At 42.5% G+C, this 25,614-nt stretch carries 22 protein-coding genes and 1 tRNA gene; 15 read left to right on the top strand and 8 right to left on the bottom strand.

Annotation, left to right across the window (positions count from 1 at the left end; translation table 11 throughout):
- The first annotated feature begins 100 nt into the window (after positions 1-100).
- From L3V27_RS04860 to L3V27_RS04840, 5 genes are all read left to right on the top strand, one after another.
- A complete protein-coding gene (locus tag L3V27_RS04860) occupies positions 101-1,651 on the top strand; it encodes a PAS domain-containing methyl-accepting chemotaxis protein (protein ID WP_237311173.1) in 1,551 nt (516 codons plus the stop codon).
- A gap of 544 nt (positions 1,652-2,195) precedes the next feature.
- The gene (locus L3V27_RS04855; protein ID WP_006742005.1) at positions 2,196-2,720 is read left to right on the top strand and encodes a hypothetical protein; all 525 of its coding nucleotides are present in this window, start codon (positions 2,196-2,198) and stop codon (positions 2,718-2,720) included.
- A 14-nt stretch (positions 2,721-2,734) separates the two neighbouring features.
- Positions 2,735-3,373: a hypothetical protein gene (locus tag L3V27_RS04850; RefSeq protein ID WP_006742004.1), complete on the top strand. Its 639-nt coding sequence runs from the start codon at positions 2,735-2,737 to the stop codon at positions 3,371-3,373.
- A 151-nt stretch (positions 3,374-3,524) separates the two neighbouring features.
- On the top strand, positions 3,525-5,435 hold the full coding sequence (locus L3V27_RS04845; RefSeq protein WP_237311171.1) for a UvrD-helicase domain-containing protein: 1,911 nt from the start codon (positions 3,525-3,527) through the stop codon (positions 5,433-5,435).
- A 40-nt stretch (positions 5,436-5,475) separates the two neighbouring features.
- A complete protein-coding gene (locus L3V27_RS04840; protein ID WP_237311169.1) occupies positions 5,476-6,534 on the top strand; it encodes a hypothetical protein in 1,059 nt (352 codons plus the stop codon).
- Between the two features lie 112 nt (positions 6,535-6,646).
- On the opposite strand, the gene L3V27_RS04835 is transcribed toward L3V27_RS04840, so the two are convergent.
- From L3V27_RS04835 to L3V27_RS04820, 4 genes are all read right to left on the bottom strand, one after another.
- On the bottom strand, positions 6,647-6,901 hold the full coding sequence (locus L3V27_RS04835) for a helix-turn-helix transcriptional regulator (protein ID WP_237311168.1): 255 nt from the start codon (positions 6,899-6,901) through the stop codon (positions 6,647-6,649).
- A 91-nt stretch (positions 6,902-6,992) separates the two neighbouring features.
- Positions 6,993-7,607 (bottom strand): recombinase family protein, encoded by a 615-nt coding sequence (locus L3V27_RS04830; protein ID WP_012842477.1) that lies wholly within the window; start codon positions 7,605-7,607, stop codon positions 6,993-6,995.
- 56 nt (positions 7,608-7,663) lie between these two features.
- On the bottom strand, positions 7,664-8,233 hold the full coding sequence (locus L3V27_RS04825) for a DUF6538 domain-containing protein (protein WP_237311166.1): 570 nt from the start codon (positions 8,231-8,233) through the stop codon (positions 7,664-7,666).
- A gap of 89 nt (positions 8,234-8,322) precedes the next feature.
- Positions 8,323-8,413, bottom strand: a tRNA-Ser gene (locus tag L3V27_RS04820).
- 329 nt (positions 8,414-8,742) lie between these two features.
- Here L3V27_RS04820 and L3V27_RS04815 point away from each other — a divergent pair.
- Positions 8,743-9,423, top strand: coding sequence for a MaoC family dehydratase (locus tag L3V27_RS04815; RefSeq protein ID WP_005391037.1), 681 nt, complete (start codon positions 8,743-8,745; stop codon positions 9,421-9,423).
- Between the two features lie 59 nt (positions 9,424-9,482).
- Here the strand turns inward: L3V27_RS04815 and L3V27_RS04810 are convergent, their stop codons facing one another.
- The gene (locus L3V27_RS04810) at positions 9,483-10,307 is read right to left on the bottom strand and encodes a phosphate ABC transporter substrate-binding protein (protein ID WP_005391035.1); all 825 of its coding nucleotides are present in this window, start codon (positions 10,305-10,307) and stop codon (positions 9,483-9,485) included.
- A gap of 266 nt (positions 10,308-10,573) precedes the next feature.
- Between L3V27_RS04810 and L3V27_RS04805 the strand changes: the two genes are divergently transcribed.
- A complete protein-coding gene (locus tag L3V27_RS04805; protein ID WP_005391033.1) occupies positions 10,574-10,927 on the top strand; it encodes a DUF3024 domain-containing protein in 354 nt (117 codons plus the stop codon).
- Between the two features lie 40 nt (positions 10,928-10,967).
- Here the strand turns inward: L3V27_RS04805 and L3V27_RS04800 are convergent, their stop codons facing one another.
- Together L3V27_RS04800 and rnb are read right to left on the bottom strand one after the other, a co-directional pair.
- Positions 10,968-11,777 carry an AraC family transcriptional regulator gene (locus L3V27_RS04800; RefSeq protein ID WP_150917980.1) on the bottom strand — a complete coding sequence of 270 codons (810 nt, stop codon included), beginning with the start codon at positions 11,775-11,777 and terminating at the stop codon, positions 10,968-10,970.
- 72 nt (positions 11,778-11,849) lie between these two features.
- Positions 11,850-13,853 (bottom strand): exoribonuclease II, encoded by a 2,004-nt coding sequence (gene rnb / locus L3V27_RS04795; protein ID WP_237311165.1) that lies wholly within the window; start codon positions 13,851-13,853, stop codon positions 11,850-11,852.
- A gap of 413 nt (positions 13,854-14,266) precedes the next feature.
- Between rnb and L3V27_RS04790 the strand changes: the two genes are divergently transcribed.
- Entirely contained in the window at positions 14,267-16,201 is a 1,935-nt protein-coding gene (locus L3V27_RS04790) for a DEAD/DEAH box helicase (RefSeq protein ID WP_047009310.1), read from the top strand.
- A gap of 73 nt (positions 16,202-16,274) precedes the next feature.
- Here the strand turns inward: L3V27_RS04790 and L3V27_RS04785 are convergent, their stop codons facing one another.
- Positions 16,275-17,813 (bottom strand): bifunctional diguanylate cyclase/phosphodiesterase, encoded by a 1,539-nt coding sequence (locus L3V27_RS04785; protein ID WP_031780182.1) that lies wholly within the window; start codon positions 17,811-17,813, stop codon positions 16,275-16,277.
- 363 nt (positions 17,814-18,176) lie between these two features.
- Between L3V27_RS04785 and L3V27_RS04780 the strand changes: the two genes are divergently transcribed.
- From L3V27_RS04780 to L3V27_RS04750, 7 genes are all read left to right on the top strand, one after another.
- Positions 18,177-19,370 carry an acetate/propionate family kinase gene (locus L3V27_RS04780; protein WP_104970111.1) on the top strand — a complete coding sequence of 398 codons (1,194 nt, stop codon included), beginning with the start codon at positions 18,177-18,179 and terminating at the stop codon, positions 19,368-19,370.
- Between the two features lie 354 nt (positions 19,371-19,724).
- Positions 19,725-21,038, top strand: coding sequence for a PAS domain-containing methyl-accepting chemotaxis protein (locus L3V27_RS04775; protein WP_237311164.1), 1,314 nt, complete (start codon positions 19,725-19,727; stop codon positions 21,036-21,038).
- Between the two features lie 235 nt (positions 21,039-21,273).
- On the top strand, positions 21,274-21,930 hold the full coding sequence (locus tag L3V27_RS04770; protein WP_237311163.1) for an ABC transporter permease: 657 nt from the start codon (positions 21,274-21,276) through the stop codon (positions 21,928-21,930).
- A gap of 24 nt (positions 21,931-21,954) precedes the next feature.
- The gene (locus L3V27_RS04765) at positions 21,955-23,124 is read left to right on the top strand and encodes an ABC transporter ATP-binding protein (protein ID WP_182033592.1); all 1,170 of its coding nucleotides are present in this window, start codon (positions 21,955-21,957) and stop codon (positions 23,122-23,124) included.
- Positions 23,121-23,855 (top strand): ABC transporter permease, encoded by a 735-nt coding sequence (locus L3V27_RS04760; RefSeq protein WP_237311162.1) that lies wholly within the window; start codon positions 23,121-23,123, stop codon positions 23,853-23,855. The genes L3V27_RS04765 and L3V27_RS04760 overlap by 4 nt, the downstream gene beginning before the upstream one ends.
- 35 nt (positions 23,856-23,890) lie before the next feature.
- On the top strand, positions 23,891-24,772 hold the full coding sequence (locus L3V27_RS04755) for a glycine betaine ABC transporter substrate-binding protein (protein WP_104972730.1): 882 nt from the start codon (positions 23,891-23,893) through the stop codon (positions 24,770-24,772).
- Positions 24,773-24,776: 4 nt separating this feature from the next.
- Positions 24,777-25,613 carry a nitrilase-related carbon-nitrogen hydrolase gene (locus L3V27_RS04750; protein WP_237311161.1) on the top strand — a complete coding sequence of 279 codons (837 nt, stop codon included), beginning with the start codon at positions 24,777-24,779 and terminating at the stop codon, positions 25,611-25,613.
- Position 25,614: the final 1 nt, after the last annotated feature.

The raw sequence follows: 25,614 nt of genomic DNA, 5'->3' as shown, positions 1-25,614 counted from the left end.
ATTGAATTTTACAATGAGCTTATCATTATGCGCATAAATGTTATGCTGCTACACTCATACTTGCCGTTTATTTAATTAATCAATGTAAGGACACATGTTTATGAGTGAAACGGAATATGATTACCCTTCGAGTTACAGCCTAGTTTCTATCACCGATACGTCCAGCTATATCAAATATGCCAGTGAAAACTTTAATGAAGTCGCGGGGTTTGATGATGGTGAACTTATCGGTAAGCCTCACAATGTTGTACGCCACCCAGACATGCCGAAACAGGCTTTTAAAGATTTATGGACGCACCTAAAAGCCGGAAAACACTGGATGGGAATGGTGAAAAACCGACGTAAAAACGGAGGGTATTATTGGGTTGATGCGTTTGCTTCTCCTATCAAATCCAATGGTGAAGTTGTTGAATACCAATCGGTTCGATTTAAACCTGAGCGTATACACGTTCAACGAGCGGAAAAAGCGTATTCAAAGCTTCGGAATAACGGTAAACCATTGCAAATGTATCTTCCTCGTACGCGTTTGTGGATGAGATCAGCCTTCTTTCTTTTCATTTCAAACCTTCTTGGCTTGCTAACTCTACAAATGAACCAATCACCAGCGGTGGCCTTTGGCATTGCTGCATTACTTTCCGTGTTCTCAATTTATGTATTAACCAGGCCAGTTGAGAAGCTTGCTAGACAGGCTAGGCAAGACTTCAACAATCCACTAATGGAGTATATTTATTGCGGAAAAATTAACGATCTGGCTGAAATTGAGCTGGGTATGAAGATGCGTAAGCAATTTGCAGATGCGCTATTAGGGCGAGTCGGGGTGTCTGTAAAAGACTCTTGCGAAGAAACGCGTGCAAGTGCCAACAGTGCTGCGACTAATAGCCAGCAAGTGACGGAAAACTTGAGTGCACAGAAAGTAGAGATCGACTCGGTCGCTACAGCGGTCAACGAGATGCAAGCCTCATCATCTGAGATATCAAATAATGCTCAAGCGACGGCCGATGCTACGCTAGAAGCGCAGAACACGATGACAGATAGCAGTAGCGTTATCGATAATGTTAACCACTCGGTACTAGAGCTGGTGGATGAGCTCGGCGAAATCTCTAAAGTGGTCATGCGTTTGAACCAACAAACCGAGCAAATAGGAACTGTTGTTGAAGTGATCAATGATATTGCTGAACAAACCAACTTATTAGCGTTGAATGCAGCAATTGAAGCGGCGAGGGCAGGCGAACAAGGGAGAGGGTTTGCAGTCGTTGCGGATGAAGTGAGAACCCTTGCTAAAAGAACACAGGAATCGACAACAGAAATTAAAGCGGCCATTGAAGGAATTCAAAAGGGCAGTAAATCAGCGGTTTCTGCGCTAGAGAAAGGTAATGAAATGTCGACCGGAACGGTAACATTATTAGGCACGGCTTTAGAGAGCATCCAACAGCTGCAATCTCTCGTTCAGGATGTAGTCGAGCGAAATCAACAAATTGCGGTAGCGATAGAAGAACAGGTTTACGTAACGGATGAGATTAACGAAAACATCCAGTCGCTTAACTTAAAGTACAGTGAATCGTATGATCTGATGACAGAAACGAATCAGATGAACTCTAAAGTGCAAAGTTGTACCAATGACCTATCTGAAATGATTAAGAAGTTTGCTTAAACACTAGAAAATAGAAATAAAGAGCCCGCTAATTTTTAGCGGGCTCTTTATTGGAATGTGGTGAAGTTCTGGGGCCGTATACGACTAGGGGTTCGAACCTCCGTCATTTTACAAACACTAAAACGACGAAAGCTCGCAATAAATGCGAGCTTTCTAAATAAGTGGCGGAGAGATAGGGATTTGAAAACTATCTACACTGAAACCTATAAAAATCAAAGTCTTTGACTAAATGGAGGTTTTTCCATCAAAATTAGAAAAGTCTAAGTTACAGTAATGTGTCATATTAGATGATACGCTACCAGATATCATTTACAAGCCTGATTGAAATGTTTGTGACATAGCAACTGCCTTTTGGCCATCGAAAGTGTCTCATTATCATAGAACTAACCAGTTATTTAAGGTTGACGCAAAAAACCATCAAACTTTATCTTTACGACAAATAACTCCTATCAATCAAAAGTGTATTATTGATTTATATCAAAATTAGCGTTCATTTAATCCATAGAATGCACTGAATTTTTTACAACTAAACTATTTGGTGCATATGAAAGCTAAATTACTAGCGACACTTGGTCTAATCCTTTCTCTTTCTCTAACGGGATGTGCGAATATTCAGCATTATGAAAATATCAGCGTAAACCAGAACGTAAGTCTACAGACCTCTATCGGTGGTAGCGTGTTCCGCTTACAGAAGACTAAAGATCTCCCTAACGCTTTCGGAGGTGCTGATATCTATGGCGGCAAAGTTAATACAGGTTACTCTGATTTAAGATTCATGGGTATGTCTGACAATAATGAAGTGGTTTTTCGATTCACAGATGTTGTCGTTGAAAGCAATGAGACAACGATGTCTCGCTATGGCTCGGATCGTACTTACATGAGTGCTGATGCTTGGGGGAACGTATCAGCGACTACATACCGTAAGCAAGATGCTCAATCTACTCAATTACCACCAAATACAGTTGAGTTTAAAGTACCTATGACGACGAAGTCCTTCCCAATTGGTGGTTACAATATCGTGATTGAGCAAGCGACAAGTTACAGTCTGCAATACGTAGTAACTAAGTAAGGCTGATTGAATTAATGTTTAAGAAAATCATATTAGCGACTGCATTACTTGTTATTTCTGGCTGTGCAAATGTTGGACAGCCAGAAAAGATGCGTTCTAATGCGACTTTGGAGTGGGCAGACGGTCTCACTGAGCGTGCACTAGTCGCTGGCTCAAAGCGCTCTATTACTGTGCCATTTGGAGATCAAGTATTTGTTTTCCTCATCGATGAGCAAAGTATTGGTAAAGACTGCTTAGTTTACAGCTATAAACACGTTAGTGGTGGTGTAGCACAAGCAGATATCTGCTTTGGTAGTGAAATGACTCTATTTTTAAATGGTCAGGTGCTTAATAGTGGTAACATTTATCTAGACAACGGACAGACTTTTACTGAGGTTGCTCAGACTCGTGAATACGCTGCGAAATTAAAATTTCAAGAACAGTTAAAGCAAGAACAGGATGAGAAGCAAAAGGAACAAGCTGCGAAAGCTCTAGAGCAAGACTTAAAAGCTAAAGAGTTAGAGTTATTCATCATTGAGCAACAAAAAAAGCGTGTAATTGCTGAGACGAAGGCAATTGAAACTCATAGTGATAAAACTGACGAAAAAATTGATGCTACAAATGACCTAATCCGAAGTGTTGGAAAAGGTATTGAAAATCACGGTGTCAAATAGTTAATAAAAGTTAACGAGTAGAGCCTCATCAAAAGATGAGGCTCTACAATTTAAATAGAACCAATTTTTTAGATTAGAATTTTATATTCTATTTCAATAGCACTAATCTAATGCATGTCCCATCTAACCAAGCATTAATGCGGAAATCTGTATGGCTAAGATCTATCCTTCCTGGAGCAATATTGAAAGACTAACTGTTAAACCAACTGAAGGTGAACTGTATCTCCTGAAAAAAATAGATGAAAGTCTTGATGAATCATATGAGGTGTTTTTTAACCCATTTCTTGATGGAGACAGACCTGACATAGTTATCGTAAAAAGAGACTATGGGGCTATTATTATAGAGGTTAAAGATTGGTCAATTAATAACTATGTAGTAACAAAGGACAACAAGTGGTTAATCAAAGATAGCGTCATTCGCTCACCTCAAACACAAGTTTTCAGATACAAACAGAATATGTTTGAATTGCACCTCCCTATTTTAGGCTTAAAGGAGCTAGTAAATAGAAACTTTTATAATGTAATTAGTACGTATGTATATTTTAACTGCGCAAGCAAGTTAGAAATTAGAGAGCTATACCAAACTCCAGAAAATGAAGTAAGAATGGAGTTGAATTTACTAAATGCTTCTATAAAGAATCGAGAGATAGTTCATTTCGAGTATGATAAAAAACAAAAGTATTTGAGTAATAAGATAAAACAAATTTCTCGTGACGCTTACATCTCTTATGGTAAAGATAATATTAATGATCTTGTATCTAAAATAAAGAGAATGAGGAAGAATAATCTTTTTACGAATGACATATATCTTGACTTCATCCGTAGGTTATCTCCTCCTACTCACATTTTAGATCAAGGTTTACCTATAGTATTTGATAGAAAGCAAGAATCTCTAATTAATAGCGTATCTGAAAAACGTAAGGTAAAAGGGGTGGCTGGTTGTGGAAAAACTTCAATTCTCGCAAAACGAGCGATAAGTGCCTTTGAACGGCATGGTAGTGAAGTTTTAATTCTCACATACAACATTACTTTAAGGCATTACATTCGCGATAAGATTTCGCAGATTCAATGCAAAGGAGCAGGTAATCAGTTTGAAATCATGCATTATCATGGTTTTATCAATAATAAACTAAATGAGTATGGTTTAGATGTAGCTCCGTTGTTAGAAAAATACCAAGGCACAGATAAAGAGAAGCTTGAAAAACTGTATAAGGATCGAAACTTATTTGAGTCTTTACCTATAAATGAAAAATATAAGACAATATTTATTGATGAGGTTCAAGATTATGAACCAGATTGGATAAAGATTATTCGAGATTGCTTCCTTGAACCTAATGGTGAAATGATTTTATTTGGTGATCAATCTCAAAATATTTATGAGCGTGATGATAATAAAAGAGAGTCAGCGTTAGTACAAGGCTTCGGACGTTGGTTTAAGTTGAGTAAATCTTATCGATCAGAAATTGATACGCCTTTGATTCAGCTTTTCAAAGGCTTCCAGGAAGAGTTTCTGGTAAGTAAATATAGTGATAGTGATGTATTTGAATCGAATTATATCCAAGGAAGTATGAACTTTGACTTACTAGCATATGAATCTTATGGTTCGATTATTAATACAGAGAAGGTTATTGACTTGATCAACTCTTATGTAAAAGAGAAGAGTATAAATCCAAATGATATAGCAATAATATGTTCTAAGGTTGAACCTCTTATTGCCATCGAAAAGAAAATACGAAGTATTGAAAAAACTAAAATTATGTTTGAGGATGCAGATGATTTAAGGCAGATTGAACATATTACAGGAAAGGAACGTGTCAATAGAATAGAAAAAATCAGAAGAAGGAAGAAATGCTTTTTCATGCAGAACTCTGGCGTTATAAAAATGTCTACTACCCATAGTTTCAAGGGGTTGGAGTCTGATACAGTGTTTTGCATTTTGTTAAATGATGATCACGAAGAAATGGTATATACAGGTATAACTAGAGCAAGGAAAAATTTGGTTATTTTTGATTGCTATGATAGTAAATATAAAGGATTTTTCAGTAGAAATATAAAACCGTGATGACCAATGTTACTAATTACTATTAATTTTGATTATAAACATGAAAAGAAAAAGTATAAATCAATTTAAGAAAGATTTTATTATATTTCCTTTCCCTGGAATGGGAAAAATTGATTTCGCTGATTTTAAGTTTGACATTTGTTATACTGCCATAGGAAAACTTAAAGCTATAATTGTAAATCTTCCAATAATCATTATAAATTATTGGCACGTTACCTTATTAGGTAGGGAATACCTTAAACCAATAAAGGAGTTGGATCTTTCAATTAGTTCAGTTCGAGATTCAATAAGTGAAGCAATAATAAAATCAAACTATATTCGTAACAATAATAAATTTGTTTGGTTAATATTCTTAACCTTCGCATCACTTATGATGCTGTTAGCAATTCCGATTTTATTTGCTCACTTTATTTTCTCAGTTATCAAATTGTTCACTGCAATCATTAAACAGTTGACAAAGGGTATTTTCGTTGAAGAAAATGTGCTTGGTCATGTATCTCCTATCAAGGGAAATCTAATTTTTATAAATAATAAAGGCAGCAGGCGTGAAGAAAGAACAATTTCTCACGAACATATGCACCTAGTCCAATATTTAAGGGGCGATTTGGCTGAAGTTATATATGAAAATAAAACTAATCTTGAGAGATTATTATTGTCGAATAATCCTTCTTCTCATGAATTATATCTCTTCTCGAAGTTAGAATTAGAAGTTAGGCTTCATGAATTTATTAGATTTAATTACCATAATAATGGTAAAGTGCCTATGTCTCGTGATGAATTCTATAATGAGGTTCGTTTTTTCATGAATAATGAACACGACGAAGATGTACTAGGAAGTGATATTATAAAAATGTCTAATGTAATTAGTATTTCTGCATACGAGTTTTGTCGTAATAAAAATGGTCACATAGAATTAGATGAGCGGAAATTTAAAGAGTTTCTTGACATTGAGAATAAACTGTTAGATAAGTTTGTGCTTGAGATACTTTTTGTAAGTTATATAAAGCTAATTCGGTATTATGGTTATGGTGATTTATCCAAAAAACTTGGTAGCGAGGTGATGTTTCCAAACTTATATAACTTTACTTACGGCTCCTAACTTTGAACTGCATTAAGTAATTTATTAGTAAGATTGTTATAGATTACTTACTCTTAGCTATTGTCATCAGGTTAAATAGCAAATTTTTACTGATATTGGTACCACTTATTCACTATTTCAACTTAGAAATTTCGTGCTTGTAGTTCTCTCCCTTAGCCAGCATCGGCAACAGGTGAAGCTCTAATTGATAGACTCTAACCAGGCATAACAAGGTTTCGATGGTGCAAGATGCTGGTTCATTTTCGATTTTAGATATCGTTGCTTGCCGTAGCCCGCTTAACTCTGAAGCCTGCTTTTGTGTCAATCCACTGTTTTGCCTTGCTTCTCGCATCCAGTTTGCCAACGCTAATGGATCACTCACGTACATCTTCTATCTTCCTTTTACCCAGTAATTCAAATCCTCATATACTCTATGGCGTATATTTTCTATTTATACGCTAAAGAGTATATTTGAGCCGTCAGCCTCGGGCGGATAGGTACTTGTAATAAGTTGCTCTACCTACACCCTGTGCTTTACATGCAGCACTGACGGTTTCACCGTCAGAAACTAGCAAATTAACAGTTCGGCACTTTTGTGCTGTCTCTGCGTTCACAGGTCGTCCTTTGTAGCGTCCTTCTACCTTTGCTTTTGCGATACCTTGCTGAGCACGTTTCTGGCGCGTTTCGTAATCATCACGAGCCATCGCTGCGCCCAGATCCAACATGAAGTTTGTTAACGCCTGCTGAATTGCCGAGACTGACACATCTGCATCAGATAAAGACTGGTGGGTCATAGGTTGATCTACAACTACGATTGATATCCCTTTAGCTTTGATTCGCGCTTTGAGGGTTTCCCAGATTTGGAACGGCAAGCGCGTCAATCTATCCATTTTTTCAATCAATAGGACATCGCCATCTTCAGAGTCTTCAATGAGCCGATCTAGCTCAGGACGCTCGGCTGCTGTACCTGATATATTCTCCTGATAGAAAGATGCAATCTGTAGATTATTGGATTTAACGAATTCTCGTAATTCCTGCTTAGCACGAGAAGAGTCTTGCTCATCAGTTGAGGCTCTTAAATAAGCTCTTATCATTTTCTATGTCCCTAGAATGGCATTTTGTCTGCGTTAAACTGTCTACAAAATAGTGTCTATTTTAAACTGTTTTTTAAATGAAGATTTGTGAGGAGTGACCTGTCTCTTTTGGGTATGGCTGTTTTAGGCGTTACTGGAAGTTTCCGCTTCTTCACAAAGAAGATGAAGTCTGTACAACGTTGCTTAAGCTGAACAGGAGATAGATGAGTAATGTTTTCAAGGCTTTTAGAGCGAATAAAATCATCTAATTCCGTTGCGAAGAACTTCGAGTCCTTAGATTGTTGTTCAGGTAAGGCTTCCACAGGAGTTGGTGGCGGAGTTTCGACGGTAACTGGCGCATGATGAGGCTCCATCTTCGAACTCGTCTTAAACTCCTCGCGTACACGCTTTATCAACACCAGGAGAATGGCTTTGAACGTTTTGTATGGCATGTACTGATTGAATGCTCTGTCAAAGAGAGAGCAGATAGCACTAGCTAACCGAGTATTGCGTTTAATCGCTTCACGACGCGTTTTAGTAAGCAAAGAGAAGCGAACTTCCTTCGGATAGTCATGGGAGTTTTGTAGAAAAGCAGGGGTGGCAATACGTGTGTAGTACACGCCAGAAGCCAGTTTTATCAAATACATATGTATCACCTATCTGTGTTAGGTGACTTTTCTATGCTTCAGATACGAAAAAAGCCTTTGATAATCAAAGGCTTTTTTCTAAGAATAAGTGGCGGAGAGATAGGGATTTGAACCCTAGATACGCTATTAACGTATGCCGGTTTTCAAGACCGGTGCTTTCAACCACTCAGCCATCTCTCCATTGCGGAACGTATAATAGGGAGCATAGTCCGACTTGTAAAGTGCTGAATTATAATAGAAGTACTGTTTGCTCGTTTTATAGTCGCTGATGTAATGTTAAACAGTTTGAAAATGGGGTAAAAAAGAGACAAATAGTAGCAATTTATAGAGTTTTTACTTTATCTTGGCGCAAGTCAATAAAATGGTGTTTTATTGTTATCTTTATGATATTTAAGAAATAACTTGCTTTTAGGGTACAGGTGTTCGCCCGAAAGTATTTGCAAGACTTTGTGAACTAATTCAAAATTAACTGGTATAGCCAGTTGTGCTTAAATTTTTTAAGGGTGTTTATGAAGGTCACAAATCTATTTAAAGACAAAGTTGATGCGATTTCTGCTCATCAATCCGAGTTTATGAATTGGATGTCTCCAACGTTACGCGATTATTGGAGTGACTTTTTGGGAAAAGCTCAGAATAGCTTTCTTTTCTCAAAAGTTCGTGATCACCAACAGCCAGCTGTTAACGAAGAGGTTGCGCCTCAACCTGCACCAATCGTAATGGCACCTGAGGCTCAAAAGCTGTATGACGAGTTAAGTGAAAAAATTGGTGAAGTGATTCACACTGGTGACTGGGTGCATGTATCTCAAGAACGTATCAATCAATTTGGTGCGGTAACGGAAGACATGCAGTGGATTCACACAGATCCAGAACGCGCGTCAGTTGAATCTCCATTTAAGACAACCATCGCTCATGGCTTTTTAACATTAGCATTGTTGCCTAAATTGACTGACTCAGTGGACCCTGATAAGCCAATGTTCCCAACAGCCAAAATGGTCGTTAACTTAGGCTTAAACCAAGTTCGTTTCCCTTACCCTGTTAAAGCAGGAAACAACGTTCGTGCTGTCAGCACGTTAACAAAAGTAACGCCGATCAAAAAAGGTTTGGAGATCGAGCGTGAAATTAAAGTGGAAATAGAAGGCATTCGTCGACCTGGTGCTGTTGTCGTTTCTGTTATTCAACTGCATTTCTAATTCCAGAGCCAGATAGAAAACATATGAAAAGAGAGCATCAATATGCTCTCTTTTTGGTTTTATTGATTAAAGCTTTTTACTGGAGTGTAACCGTAATCAGCAATCGCTTTTTGTCCTTGTTCTGAACGAAGGAAGGTGACGAATCCTTTACCTGGTTCGCTAATCTTATTGACTTTGTAGAGCACTAGGAATGGCCGCGCCAATTTATACTTGTGATTGCTAATGTTTGCCGAAGTTGGGTCAATACCATCTAATTGAATCGCTTTTATTGAGCGATCTACTGATCCCACAGAAATAAACCCAATTGCACGAGTATTATGGTTCACGATGGTTTTTACCATGCTGTTGCTATTTACAACCAAGTTGTTCGGGCTGATATCTGAGACGAGGCGATCATTTACGATTTTGGTTAGTCCTAGCAGACTTTCAAAACTGTAGCGCGAGCCTGAAGATGCCTCTCTAGTGACAACAGCGATAGGTTGATCTGCACCACCAACCTCTTTCCAATTCTTGATTTTACCTTTGTAGATATCAAACAGTTGTTGTTGAGAAAGGTTTTTTACAGAGTTTGTACGGTTTACAACAACAGCTAGGCCATCATAAGCGATAGGATATACGTTGAGATCTTCACCTTTTTCGCTTTCTGTCAGATAGCGAGAGCTCATCCCAATCTCGGCTACACCTTTATTAACCATTGTAATACCCGCACTAGAACCAATACCTTGAACTGCAATGTAATCGTCCGGGTGTGTTTTGTTGTATTCCTCTGCAAGTACATCCATTACGCGAGCAACCGAGGTTGACCCAGAGATATTAATTTCTTTTGCAATGGCGGGGAGGGAGACTGCTATGGCCAATAACGTCGCCACAGTAAAACGTAACATATTAAACTCCATATACGGTATAAAGCAGCGTTTATGATATTGCGTTCAGGTTACACTTTTGTGAACTGTCAGGTCTAAACAAGGGAATTCTTTCTAACCAAGAGGTGATGTAGGTAGCGTTTCCAAGCAAAGTGAGATGATAATCTGAGTAAATGAGAATATAGCCACCCTTTGTTTGAGGTAGGCAGATAATCACCATCGATGGTGGTGTAAAGGTTATATACTAGGATCGACAGCTCTAACTATCATCCATCGGGAGAACGTTGATGTCAGTGTCCCAAATGGCGACAAGTCGTTTATACAAATCAGTTCAATCGCTCTGCTCTGCGCGTAATGCTAACCTGCCTGTCGAGCAGGGTAAGTGCCTATATGAGCCAGTGGAGAATGGCGTCGAGCTTCATAGGGCGCACTTTCTACTTGATTCACAGCACAGCGAATATACCTCTCCCGTCGCGAAGATTGTGTTTGATGAGGGCAATCAACTTTGGTATTTCTACGTCCCAACTTACCGCAACGAATTATTAAGGTGGGTGCCTTATAAGCCACTTCCATACAGTCAAACGCTTGAAAACCTACTCACCGAATTGGAAAGCGATCCTCAAGCGTGTTTTTGGGAATAGGGAGCGCTCCAACTCTAACAGCTGCCAATGTCACCATGATTTATGCTTTAGATTTAACGACTTGGTTTCTAAAGTCTTTCGGTGTCATGTTGTAAACGGATTTAAATGCGGTACTGAAATGCGCTGCACTTTTAAATCCAGATTCAAACGCTATTTCTGTTATAGATTTTTCTGACATGCGCAGCTGGGTTGCGGCGAAGTTGATCCGCTTCACTTTTAATATCTGTGAAAATGAAAGATCCTCTGCGGCGAGGCGGCGTTTTAAGGTCGCAATAGACATGCTCATATGAGCCGCTAAGCCTTCCAGAGTGATATCTTTCTCGATATTGTTCTCAATATACTTGATGGCCTTTTGAGAGTCGCTTAGGCTGCTTGCATCATCTATGATTGATAGGATGTTTGGTTCTACCTCCACCATTAACGACAGCAGTGCCATTGCGATATGACCTTGTGTGTAGTCTGGAGCATTGCGACTCGCTAAGTTGACCAATGTGTCTTTTAGTTGTGCTACTTCGCAGCTGGTTTGCGCTGAAAAAGGATAGAAGCGCCTTTCTTCCGTCTTGGAGCGTAGCATTGGGTGTGCTTTTTTAAAGTCACAGAATAGATTTGGGTTGAAGACTAGAGCCAGTGCTTTAAAGCCATCTTCACTAGGAATGGCTTCTGCGCTGCTCAAATCAGCGGAGTTGTAGAGAGTAAAATCTCCAGCTTTAAGTTCAAACTGTTCACCATTTGGTTGATGAACTAATAGGGCACCTTCTTCAACAACATATAAGCCATTATGTGTTGCTGTGTAACGCTCACTTTTGCGCGCAGTGAAGTGATTAAAGCGAATGATCTCAATGTTCGGCATATTCGTTCTTATCATTTTTACATAACAAATAAAAAAGGCGCTCAATAGAGCGCCTTTTAACTTCATTCGGTATTATTCACTTACAGTCTGTTCTGCTTGTGCTGCTGGTTGTTCAGCAAATACCTGGGTTGGCTTTGCAACTAAACTGCGGTTCTCTTGGTTTACGTCCGCAAGGACAATTTCCAATGTATCACCAAGTTTGTATACGACCTCTTTATCGATAGAGATGGTACCGTTGTCGCCATTGCACTCAATTCTTTCTTTATTATCAAGAATTAGTGCACCAGGAATAAAGGCTGCTGCGCCATTTTCGAGAAGTCGGACACGTGCACCAGCACGATTAATATCGAAAATCTCACCTGTGAAACAAGTTTTCTTGTTCGGCTCATCAGCAAGCGTACGTGCATATAACCAATCTGAGACATTTCGCTCAGCAATTTTATGATGTTTACGGTGCAGAGCTAGTTCTTCACCGACTTGATCATCAGGTTTTTGCACTGGCTCTTTGCCTAGGATGACGGCCTTCAACATGCGATGGTTGATCATATCGCCGTACTTACGAATTGGTGATGTCCAAGTCGCATAGATATCCAGCCCCATAGCGTAATGAGGAAGAGGCTGATTACCTACTTCACTGTAGGCTTGGAACTTACGAATACGATTATCAAGGTAAGAGGTTTCCTGCGCAGCCAACCAGCGACGCAATGCAGCAAAGCCTTCTAGAGTGGTAATTGACTCCGCTGTGAATTCCAGTGCACCTTCTGGATTGACAAGTTGAACCACTTCTTCAATCTTCTCAGTCTTAATGCCAGCGTGAGTATTGAAAACACCTGTTTCAAATTTATCGCGCAGTGTACGACCAGCACAGATGTTTGCGGTAATCATTGACTCTTCAACCAAGCGATTTGCACTGCGGCGCATATCTGCATGGATAGCAACCACATCGTTGTCTTCACTCAGCTCAAAACGGTAGTCAGGGCGGTCTGGGAAGACCACTGCGTTTTTCTCGCGCCATTCTGCGCGAGCAAGGGAAAAGTCGTAAAGGTCACGAACGATCGTCGCGATCTCTTCAGATGGTTGCCATGCTTCTGAGCTGCCGTTTTCTAGCCAATCAGACACGTGATCGTATGCTAGACGTGCGTGTGATTTGATGTTTGCTGCAAAGAACTTGATATCGTTGCCAATTACGCCGTCTTTATTTACGGTTACGGTACAGCAAATAGCAGGGCGGATTTCGCCTTCAATCAGAGAGCATAAGTTGTCTGCTAGATCGCGAGGCAGCATTGGAATATTGCGGCCCGGAAGATAAATAGTATAGCCACGCTCACGTGCTACTTTATCCATTTCATCTTCTGGTGTGATGTAGGCGGTTGGATCTGCGATAGCGATAGTCAGTTCGAAATCGCCAGATTCGGTTTTCTTTGCGTACAGCGCATCGTCCATATCTTTGGTTGATTCACCATCGATAGTCACGAAAGGAACGTGTGTCATGTCTACGCGTTCTAGATCGGCGTCGTCTTTCAGTTCCCAGTTCTCGATGCCTGCTGGCTCAGAGTTTGGTAGATCGTTTTGAGCAAGCGTTACCCACCAAGGTGCAATTTTGTCGTTCGCGTCTGTGATTTTTTCAGAAATTTCTACGAAGAAAGAGTTATCGCCTTTTAGAGGGTGGCGAATAAGATGTGCGACAACCCAATCTCCCTCTGAGAACTCGTCAGGTTTTAGACCTTTCTTTAGTTTCGCTTTAAGAGAAAGCTTTTTAAGCTGCGGGTGATCAGGTGCTACGTTTAGCTTGCCTTTGAACATTTTGACTCGACCAATAAAGCGAGTCACGGCTTGTTCTAACAGCTCTTGTGGCTCTGCAACTTCGCGTTCATTTTCTGTGCGGATAATGGCGACGACTTTGTCACCGTGCATGCACTTTTTCATGTACGCAGGTGGGATGAAGAAGCTAGTCTTGCTGTCCACTTCCAAAAAGCCAAAGCCTTTATCTGTGGCTTTTATTGAGCCTTCTTTTTTCGGCAGGTTTTCTTGGATTTGCTGCTTAAGCTGAGCGAGTAGTGGGTTATCTTGAAACATCTTTTCTTAAATTACCTATGGAGTTGGGCACACTATAATCATTGCGAGCTATTATTACTACCTGTGGAGCGCAATTTCGCCGTGAATTTTGCTGATCGAATTGCAGGAAATCGGCTTAAATATTGATAAAAAACTCATCTGCGAGCTGCGCAAATCTACGGGGAATGGTGGGGCTGGTGGAAAAATATGCTAAAAATGCCATTATTGAGAATAAATTGTGATGTAATTCAATTTTTTCTGGCTTTTTTTATGCTTTTAAGGAATAATCCGCCTCCCTTAGTCGTCCCTAATGGCTTATCGCGGTTGTGTACTGTGCTGTGTTCCTGTCTGAATGGAATCAGTAACTGGATGAATCAGTATCGAATTGGAAGAGCATATGGGACTGTTTTTTTGTTTAATTAAGTAGGATCCCAATGCAAGATTCTGTTATTCAATTCAGCGATTTATCTCTGAATGATTCTATCCTTTCTGCTCTAGACGGAATGGGTTTCGTGTCACCAACTCCAATTCAGGCTGCGGCAATCCCACACCTGTTGGAAGGTGCTGACGCGCTGGGTAAAGCTCAAACAGGTACAGGTAAAACGGCAGCGTTCTCTCTGCCTCTTCTAAATAAGATCGATCTCAACCAACGTAAACCACAAGCTATCGTTCTTGCGCCAACGCGTGAGTTAGCGATCCAGGTTGCGGCTGAAATGAAAAACCTTGGTAAGAACATCAAGGGTCTTAAAGTTTTAGAGATTTACGGTGGTGCTTCTATCGTAGATCAGATGCGTGCTCTTAAGAGCGGTGCTCAAGTTATCGTTGGTACTCCAGGTCGTGTTCAAGACCTTATCAACCGTGAACGTCTACACCTAGATGAAGTAAACACGTTTGTACTAGACGAAGCTGACGAAATGCTAAACATGGGTTTCGTTGATGACGTTACTGCGATCATGGAACACGCACCAGAGTCTGCTCAACGCGTTCTATTCTCTGCAACAATGCCTCCGATGCTTAAGAAAATCGTTGAGCGTTTCCTACGTGAGCCTGTAATGGTTGACGTTGCTGGTAAGAACCACACTGTAGACAAAGTTCAACAGCAGTTCTGGGTAGTGAAGGGTGTAGAGAAAGATGAAGCGATGTCTCGTCTTCTTGAAACGGAAGAAACTGACGCGTCAATCGTCTTCGTACGTACTCGTCAAGACACTGAGCGTCTAGCTGATTGGCTATCTGCACGTGGCTTTAAAGCGGCTGCTCTGCACGGTGACATTCCTCAGTCTCTACGTGAGCGTACTGTTGATCACATCAAACAAGGTGTTATCGACATCCTAGTTGCAACTGATGTTGTTGCACGTGGTCTTGACGTTCCACGTATTACGCACGTATTCAACTACGACATCCCATTCGATGTTGAGTCTTACATCCACCGTATCGGTCGTACTGGCCGTGCTGGACGTAAAGGTAAAGCGATCCTTCTAGTTCGCACTAACCAAATTCGTATGCTTCGCACTATCGAGCGTGTAACTAAGTCATCTATGGAAGAGATTCAACTTCCTCTACGTGACCAAGTTGCTGAAGCTCGTCTAGCTAAGCTAGGCGCTGAACTTGAAGCAGAGAAAGAGCACAAAGCTCTAGACAAATTTGCTGAGCTAGTAGAGAAACTACAAACTTCTCTAGAAATCGACCCAGCAACGCTTGCTGCTATGCTTCTTAAGCGCCAGCAAGGTAAACGTCCTCTGTTCTACATTGGCGAAGACCCAATGGTTGAAGCGATTGAGCGTGATAAGCAACGTCGTAAAGAGCGCCGTGAAGGTGGTCGTGACGGCGGTCGTAACTTCAACAACCAAGATTGGGATACTTACCAGCTTCAAGTTGGTCGCGAGCAAGGTGTTCAAGTTAAAGACATCGTTGGTGCTCTAGCGAACGAACTAGGTCTAGGTAAAGGCTCTATCGGTGCGATCAAGCTAGCACAAGGCCATACATTCGTTCAGCTACCAAAAGCAATGACTTCTGAAGCTGCGGGCAAGCTAAGCAAACTACGCATCCGTCAACAAGATGTTGGTGCTGTAGTATGTGACTTCGATGACTTCCGAGAGTCTCGTGGTGGTCGCCGTGACGGTGGTCGTCGCGATGGTGGTCGTCGTGATGGCGGCGGTTACCGTGGCAACCGCGAAGGCGGCAACCGTGGTGGTGATCGTCGTGAAGGCGGTCGTCGCGAAGGTGGCTTCCGTGGTAACCGTGACGGCAACCGCGATGGTAACCGTGAAGGTGGCGAACGTCGCTTCGATCGTAACCGTGGTGGTGATCACCGTGGTAACCACCGTGGTGAGCGTGGTCACGGCCGTGGTCGTCGCACTCAAGAAGCATAATCACGAATCAGTGATTAGAGCAATTGATTAAATTGCCGCAAGAATTGAAAGCCGAGCGAAATGCTCGGCTTTTCTATGCGCGTCGAATACGGCTTTGTTTTTCATCGTGCTCATTTACCCAGGTTATTACTTCGTTTAAGGGTAGGGCTGGGCAGAACAAGTAGCCCTGAATGATGTCGCAGCCACGACTGCGCAAAAAATGCAGTGTATCCATGTCTTGAACGCCTTCTGCGACGACTGAATACCCTAGGCCATGCGCTAACGCTATTGTGTTCTCAACGATAGAGCGGGTGCCTTCTGTCCGGCTTGCGGTACAAAGAAATGATCGGTCGATTTTAATTTGATCAACCGGGAGATCTCTCAAAAGCGACAGAGATGAATACCCGGTGCCAAAGTCGTCCAAGCTGATCTTAATACCCAATCCTTTGATTTGGTGAATTAGGGGGTTGAGCTCAACAACTCTATCAATCGCCATCGTTTCAGTAATCTCTAAGCTTATAAGGTCAGCAAATTGAGGGTTTACCTTGAGCAGTGTTTCCAAGCGGTTGAACAATAAATTAGACGAGAGATCTTTTGCAGATAAGTTAACGTGGACAGGAAGCTTGATGTCTTTTTCTATAAAGGTCTGGAGATCTTTTTCAACTTGGTTGAGGACCCACATGGTGATGTTGTGCACTTGATTACTTCGCTCCGCGATGGGGATGAAGTCGTTAGGCGAAATCGTTTTACCATTTTCGTCATGCCAACGGATCACGGCTTCAAAGCCGACAGCTAAGTTAGTATGTGCGTCAATCAACGGTTGGTAGTATAGCTGGAACTCCTCTTTTTCCAGCGCACATTGAATACGAGAAGAGATTTCGAGCTGGTATTTGGCCCCGACGTTCATGTCCTCATTATAAAATGCAAAGAGATTGCCATTTCGTTTGGCGTGATACATGGCAATGTCTGCGTGTTTTATCAATAGATCATTGGACAGAGCGTCATAAGGGTAGGTACTGACACCGAAAACAACGCGGGAAGAGACTTGAAACTCATCTAAATGGAAGCGATTAGACAGTGCCGAATCTAACTCTTCGATGAGACTTTTGCCTGTTTCCTCGCATGCTGACGAGGTGAGGATGACAAATTCATCGCCACCAACGCGGAAAATTTTGTCACTGCCTTTAAGTTTCTCTTGGAGACGTTGCCCAATTTGAATCAGTAGTTGGTCTCCACAAAAGTGTCCCATAGCATCGTTGACTTGTTTAAAGTTAACGACATCGAAAAGGATCACTGAGAAAGGGTCTCCAGACTGTATTCTATCTTCGATTAACTCAAAGCAGTATTTACGGTTAGGGAGTCCAGTAAGTGCGTCGTGAACGGCATTACGCTTCTCTTTTTCAGCAACGGTATGAAGTTCTAGTATGGAGTCGTTGCTCCATTTGATAACCAGCACCACAAAAATGCTGCCACCGAATAAAATGAGAGAAACTCCGGTTTCCAAGAGGGAAGCGATAGGTTTTTGCATTATAGCGTGTAAAAAAGCGGCATACGCAAAAATGAAACAGCTGATTAACAACAATAGGAAAGTCCACCCGGGTACATCAGTTCTCGAGCAGATGTTTTTTGTCATCTGCCATCCCCAGCAGAGCAAAATCAAACCTAAGATCACTAATAGAAATGCAATAGTGGGCACATTATTACCCCGATTTATTGATTGGTTTGTTATTTTTGTTCACCCAATAAACAACGTAGCTCATATCTCTGAATTTGTACAAATTGACCTATTCATAAATTATGTTTAACAAGTCATATTTTTTAGTCTTCAAATAAAATCAAAACTTGCTACAGATCAACAAAACTTGTTCAATCAAATCGCTTTTACTAAAAGATTGTTGAAAGATTAAAAAATTATTGAATAATAGAGGGGCAAACAAGAAGTACGCAGCGCACAAGCGCTATTACAACCTCTGCTCTACAACAGGATAACTATTTCATGTCTAATTCGTTTGTACTGGTGATCAACTCTGGTAGCTCTTCATTAAAATTTGCTGTTATTGATTCTGAAACCGGTGAAGCTTTGGTATCAGGTATTGGTGAGTGTTTTGGCCTACCTGAAGCTGAAATCAGTTGGAAATATCAGGGAGAAAAAACCGTTGAAGCAATTCCTGCTGGCGGTAACCATCATCAGTACGCTGTTGAGCGAGTGGTAAAACTACTCGAGACTTTGGGTTTGAGCTCAAAATTTGTAGCAGTAGGTCACCGCATTGTTGCTGGTGGCGAAACCTTTAAAGGCACAGTGAAAGTCGATGAAAAAGTTATTCAAGAAGTTGAGCGTCTTGCTGAACTAGCGCCGCTTCATAACAAAGCGAATGCAGAAGGCATGCGAGCAGCAATGGCAGCATTCCCTTCACTGCCTCAATTCGCTGTGTTTGATACTGCTTTCCACCAAACAATGCCTGCCAAAGCGTTTATGTACGCGCTTCCTTACGAGCTTTACGAAGAGCATAAAGTGCGTCGTTACGGTGCTCACGGCACAAGCCACTACTACGTAAGCCGTGAAGCAGCGAAAATGCTAGATAAACCGGTTGAAGAAAGCAGCTTTATCACCGTGCACTTAGGTAACGGTGCATCAGTGAGTGCGGTTAAAAATGGCGAATGTGTTGATACAAGTATGGGTTTGACGCCGTTAGCTGGCCTAATGATGGGTACTCGTTGTGGTGACCTCGACCCAAGTGTTATCGAGTTCCTTTTCCGTAAAGGTTGGGAAAAAGACGAAGTGTTCGAGATGATGAACAAGAAGTCAGGCTTCTTAGGTGTATCCGGTGTAACAAGTGACGCACGTGGTGTACTAGAAGCCATGGAAGCGGGTAACACACGTGCGAAGTTGGCATTTGAAATCTTCACTTACCGTGTTGCGAAATACATTACTTCTTACCTAGCTGCTCTGGATTCATTAGACGGCATCATCTTCACTGGTGGTATTGGTGAAAACTCACTACCAATTCGTCGTGAAATCTTGAAAAACCTAAAACTGCTAGGTTTTGTTGAAGATGAGAAAGGCAACGAAGATGCAAGATTTGGCAACGCAGGTGTTATTGCAACATCTGAGTTGCTCGGTGCGAAAGCACTAGTTATTCCTACCAATGAAGAGTGGGTAATCGCTCAACAGTCGGTGGAACTGCTGTAAAACGGCAAAAATTTTGGGAACTAAGTCAAAGCCCTTTCCTTTATGGAAAGGGCTTTTTTTGATCCAAATACATCCTTTCTCCATACAACTATCCGCATTAATACGGATCTCTAATAGCTGCCAATTGCCTTAATATTGATAAATATATAAACAACTTGGGCGGTGAAGAAATTTCAGTATACTGCGCTTAAGTCATAACAAAGAAAAATAGCCTTATGTCATGTAGGTGTCTCAGCTCGGAGACAGGAATTGCGTTTGAAGAACGATCAAACGAAATCGGATCTTTGCAGGCTATTGGGCATATAAATAATAAACCGTTGACTAGTTCGAAGATTAGTCAAATGAGAGAAAGTCATGTTTTTTAATAAGTCGCTTCAGCAAGAAAACCAACGATTAAAGCAGGATCTGCAACGCTTGCAGCAAATCCAACACAGTTTAGATGAAGAAATGCTTCGCTTAACGCTGGATAAGAAAGGCTGCATTACCTCTGCAAATACAAAACTTCAGCAACAACTCTTTTTCACTGATGCGGATATTTTAGCGAAACCGATTACCGAGTTGGTTCCATCAAATTCGCGTAATACAGAGCACTTTCATCGAATGAAGAGAGCCGTTCAAGACAAAGTATTTTGGAATGGCGCGATGCAAGTACTTAAAGGCAACGGCGAAGAAGCGTGGTTACGAACGGTTATCCAGCCTGTTTTGAACGAACATCAAGAAGTTGAAAGCTTTTTTGTGTTTGCTTCTGAGCTTACGCGAACGATCAAAACATCGCGTGAGCAAGAGGACATGCTGAATGCGTTGAGCCGTTCTATGGCGGTTATTGAGTTCACGTTAGATGGTAATGTATTAAAAGCCAATGATAATTTCCTTAGTACGATGGGTTATACACTGGATCAAATTAAAGGAAAGCATCATCGTATGTTCTGCGATCAGGAAGAGGCTGGTTCTGAAGCTTATCGCGAGTTCTGGCAACGTTTGGCAAAAGGACAGTTTGCTTCAGACCGATTTAAGCGAGTTAACCGTTACGGTGAAGAGGTATGGTTAGAAGCCTCCTATAACCCTATCCGTAACGATAGAGGAGAGCTCTACAAGGTAGTCAAGTTCGCGACCGACATCACCCAGCAGGTGATGCAAGAGCAGCAAATGGCTCAGGCTGCGCAATTGGCTAATGAAGTTTCTCAAGAGACCGGAACACAAACACTGCAAGGTCAGCAAGTGATAGGTTCGACGCTAGAAAAGGTGCAAACACTGTCTGACCAGATGCAGCAAGCGAATACGGCCATTGACGAGCTCAAAGCGCACTCATCACGCATTAGTGAACTGGTTAATAGCATCAGTGGTATTGCAGACCAAACTAACTTACTAGCGTTAAATGCGGCGATAGAAGCAGCTCGCGCGGGTGAGCATGGTAGAGGCTTTGCCGTTGTTGCTGACGAGGTCAGACAGCTTGCCACAACAACCAATGCGACCACTGATGAAATTGTCACAATGGTAACTGAAAACTTAGAGCGAACCGATAATGCTGTCCAACTGATCGCCAAATGCCAAAAAGAAGCACTAGATACGCTAGAGCTTTCAGAAAAAGCGGGGAATGTGATGAACGAAATACAAGATGGCGCTAGCCGTGTCGTAGAGGCTGTGGAGCAATTTAACCGCTCATTGTAGTGGGTTCTTCATGCTATCAATGGCTGTTTTCAGTTCCGATATAATCAACTTGTTTACTACTGCGGCTCATCGCCAATAAAGCGCTTTTTTGGTGATGAGAAAGCTAATTATTTCCCTCCTTAATATTTCGTATTTCTATCTTAACGTGTCGCTATTTTACAACACTGTTAATAAAAAGTAGCGTAATTTAATCCCCTGTTAACTTGGTTGCGAATCACAGTTGGGGGAGACCTACTTGGACTTACTAAATTTCACCATAGATAACTTAGCGCTGCTAGGTACGCTTACCATGGAGCACATCTCTTTGGTCGCTCTGGCTGTTGGGCTTGCCATCCTAACTGGCGTACCTATCGGCATTCTTATCACACAAAATGAGCGCGTTGCGAAAGTGGTGCTTTACGTAGCGTCCATCATTATCACCATTCCTTCAATCGCACTGTTTGGTTTGATGATTCCTCTCTTATCGACCATTGGTCATGGGATTGGCTACGTGCCCGCCGTGATTACCGTACTGCTTTATTCTCAGCTACCTATTATTCGCAACACTTATACCGCCATTCACAACGTAGAACCGTCACTCCGAGAGGCAGCTCGCGGCATCGGGATGACGCCTTTTCAGCGTTTGAAAATGGTGGAAATTCCATTGGCGATTCCGGTGATTATGGCGGGTGTGAGAACGGCAGTAGTAATGAATATTGGCGTTATGGCGATCGCCGCGTATATCGGAGCAGGAGGGCTAGGCGTGTTTATCAGTCGTGGCATCTCGCAAAGTGATCCTCGACAACTGATCGTTGGTGCCATCGCCGTCAGCCTTCTGGCTATCATCGCGGATTATGGATTGATTCGAATACAAAAAAGATTAACGCCACCGGGCCTGACTGCAGCTCGATAAAGGATAAATAATAGGGACATTCAAATGATCAAAATTGACAAGCTAACCAAAATTTTTGAAACGCCTAATGGCCCGGTGACTGCCGCAGATCACATTGAGATGGAAGTTCCCAGTGGTGAAATATGTGTGTTACTTGGCCCATCCGGTTGTGGCAAAACCACCACGCTGAAAATGGTCAACCGAATTATTCCCGCGACATCGGGCAAGATCTACCTTGGTGGTGAAGATACTTCTGGGATGGATACGGTCACTCTGCGCCGCAACATTGGCTATGTTATTCAGCAAATTGGCTTATTTCCCAACATGACGATCGGCGAAAACATCGCGGTGGTTCCCAAGTTATTAGGATGGGATAAGGCAAGGTACATGACGCGTGCAAAAGAGCTATTGGAGATGGTGGCTCTTGATCCTAGTGTCTTCCTAAATCGTTATCCAAATGAGTTGTCTGGCGGACAGCAGCAACGAATTGGTGTTGCCCGAGCGCTAGCGGCGGATCCTCCCGTTATGCTGATGGATGAACCTTTTGGCGCGATTGACCCGATCAACCGTGAAGTAATCCAGGATGAGTTCCTTAAAATGCAGCAAGAGCTCAACAAGACCATCATGTTTGTCAGTCATGACATTGATGAAGCGGTCAAAATGGCCGATAGAATTGCGATTTTCCGTGATGGTCACCTGGTTCAGTACGATACGCCTGACGATTTGCTCGCACACCCGAAAGATGATTTCGTGAAAAACTTTGTTGGAGATGATCGTGCACTTAAACGTCTTCGCTTAGTGACGGCTGAATCCGTCATGCAGACCACCTTTGCGCACGTGAAACCTAACGAGACGCTTGCCGACGCCCTAACCAAAATTGACGCGTATGGGTATCGCGACGCCGTGATATTAGTGAATGACCAACACCAACCTATCGGTTATGTGCCAAAAGCTACCGCAATCAATATGAAGGGGTACTGCGGCGAACATTATGTCGGCCTGAAAACAATCGCCCGAACCACGGATGATCTGCGTAAAGTCGCGTCGAAGATGTTCACGCACGACATTGTTTGGATGCCGTGTGTTGACGAGAATGGCCGCTTAGTGGGCGAAGTCACACAGCGCGGCATTACCCATTATCTAGGCGCAACTTATCAGCGCGATATCTCTCCTAGTCAGCCACAGCCATTGCATCAGGCTAAGGAGGCATCGTGACCAACCAGCTCAAACAAATCTACTATTTCGTTTTATTGGCGTGTGTCTTTGCGCTGGGTATTTATTTACAAGGCGCGGGTACGATCGATGATTTTCTTTACTACCAAGAAGACATTGTTTATTTGACGGTTCAGCACATTGAACTGGTGCTGCTGTCTGGTGGATTGGCGATCCTAATCGCGATTCCCGTCGGCGTATTGCTCAGCCGTCCCCGTTTTCAGAAAGTCGCAGAATCGGCGATGCAGGTTTTGAATGTGGGGACCACGATTCCTACTTTAGCCATTCTCGCGCTGGCAATGAGCTTTCTTGGCATTGGCACCGTGCCTGCGGTATTTGGGCTGACGATTGCCTCGTTGTTGCCGATTGTCAGAAACACCTACATTGGACTGAAAGAAGTGCCCGCTTATTTAAAAGAAGCGGCGTCAGGCATTGGTATGACCGAGTTACAAATGTTGTTTCAGGTTGAAATTCCTAATGCGCTGTTCGTCATTTTTGCCGGTATCCGCACGGCGTTAGCTGTCAACGTGGGCACCGTTCCACTGGCCTTCTTAATTGGTGGCGGTGGGTTAGGGGAGCTCATTTTTACTGGTATTGATCTGGATGAACCCATCATGATGCTGGCAGGCGCTATTCCTACAGCGATGCTGGCTATCGCTATCGACAGTGTGGTAGGAGCCGTTTCCTATGTCACTGTACCTAAAGGCTGTAACCCTATTAGAGCTAGACAATAACAATCCTAAAAATTGAACACAGACAGGAGTCAAACATGTTGAAGCAAATTACTCGCCGCTTGCTGGCCGTTGGTGTACTGCTTTCAAGTTTTCACGCATCTGCGGAAATCGTCGTAGGTGGTAAAAACTTTACAGAACAACAGCTTTTAACGGAAATTACGTCTCAATATTTAACCAAAAAAGGCTACGACGTTGATAAACGTTCGGGCATGGGCAGTGCGGTTTTGCGTAAAGCGCAAGAAAACGGCCAGATTGATCTTTATTGGGAATACACGGGCACATCACTGATCATTTACAACAAAGTCAAAGACAAGCTCCCAGCAGATCAAGTGTATCAACGCGTTAAGGAACTCGATGCGAAGAAAGGCCTAGTTTGGCTTAACCCTTCAAAAGCGAACAACACCTACGCGCTCGCTATGCGCAGTGATGATGCGAAACAACGTGGCATTTCAACCTTATCCGACTTCGCCGAGCAAATGCGCCAAGACCCGCCAATGACCATTGCTTTGAATGCGGAATTCTATGCACGAAAAGATGGCTTCCGACCTTTACAGAAAACCTACAAATTCAAAGCTTCACGAGACCAAGTGAAACGCATGGATACTGGGTTAACTTATGATGCGCTAAAAGGGAAAGAAGTCGATGCTGCGCTCGTATTTGCAACAGATGGTCGTATCAAAGCATTTGGTTTTACCGTTTTAACGGATGACAAACAGTTCTTCCCTGATTACGCGATCACTCCTGTGGTTCGCCAAGAAACGCTAGATGCGAACCCAGAGCTTGCCGAGCAAATGAACGCGCTTTCTGCGGCGATCGATGGCGATACGATGTCGACTTTGAATCAACAAGTTGATGTGGAGCGACGTTCGATCTCAGAAGTCGCAAGCCAGTTCCTATCTGAGCATAACTTGGGGTAATACCATGACTATCCTGCAAGTCAGTGTGGCCCAAATCAACGCCCAGTTAGGCGATGTGAATGCCAATCTGAATACTCATCAGGATTACATAAAGCAAGCAGCGGCCTTGGGGTCGCAGCTATTGCTGTTTCCTGAACTCTCCTTGACCGGATACCAGCTCCAATCCTCTGTGCGTGAAGTCGCCATGAAGCGTGATGATGCTCGGCTTAAAGAGCTGGCGCAACTTGCACCGCACATGTCCGTGATTGTCGGCTTTGTTGAACAGGCCGCTCCGGGAGAGTACTACAACGCGATGGCTTGGTTGCTCGGTGGTACGGTGGTTGCTGTGCATCGCAAAATCAATTTACCAACCTATGGTGGGCTTGAAGAGGGCAAGTGGTTTCATTCGGGAGACGCAACCACCAGCGTGTCTCTTGATGATAATTGGCGAGGCTCGGTTTTAATTTGCGCCGATTTATGGAATCCACCTTTGGTTCATTGCGCGCTACTCGATAAGCCTGAAATCTTGCTCGCGCCGATCAACTCGGCCAGCAGTATTGTCAGTAAAGATTTTTCCAATGAAGACAACTGGTTGGTTAACGTTAAATTTTATGCGGTGCTCTACGGAACTCCAGTTTTGATGGCCAACCGTTACGGGCCAGAGGGCGAAGCGTGGTTTTGGGGAGGAAGCTGTATTTTGTCTGCAACGGGCGAGCTCTTAGCGCAGGCAGAAGACGGTGAAACCTTGATAACTGCGACCTTGTCATTGGACGATATTGATAAAGCCAGATTCGAGCTGCCTACCATGCGAGACAGCAATACACCATTGATCACAACGCTATTGTCGAAGGCAAAACGCTAAA

Origin of the sequence: Vibrio sp. J2-3(2022) (genome assembly GCF_021725735.1) — a bacterium.
GTDB lineage: Bacteria > Pseudomonadota > Gammaproteobacteria > Enterobacterales > Vibrionaceae > Vibrio > Vibrio diabolicus.
This window is presented reverse-complemented; position numbering and strand designations above follow the sequence as displayed.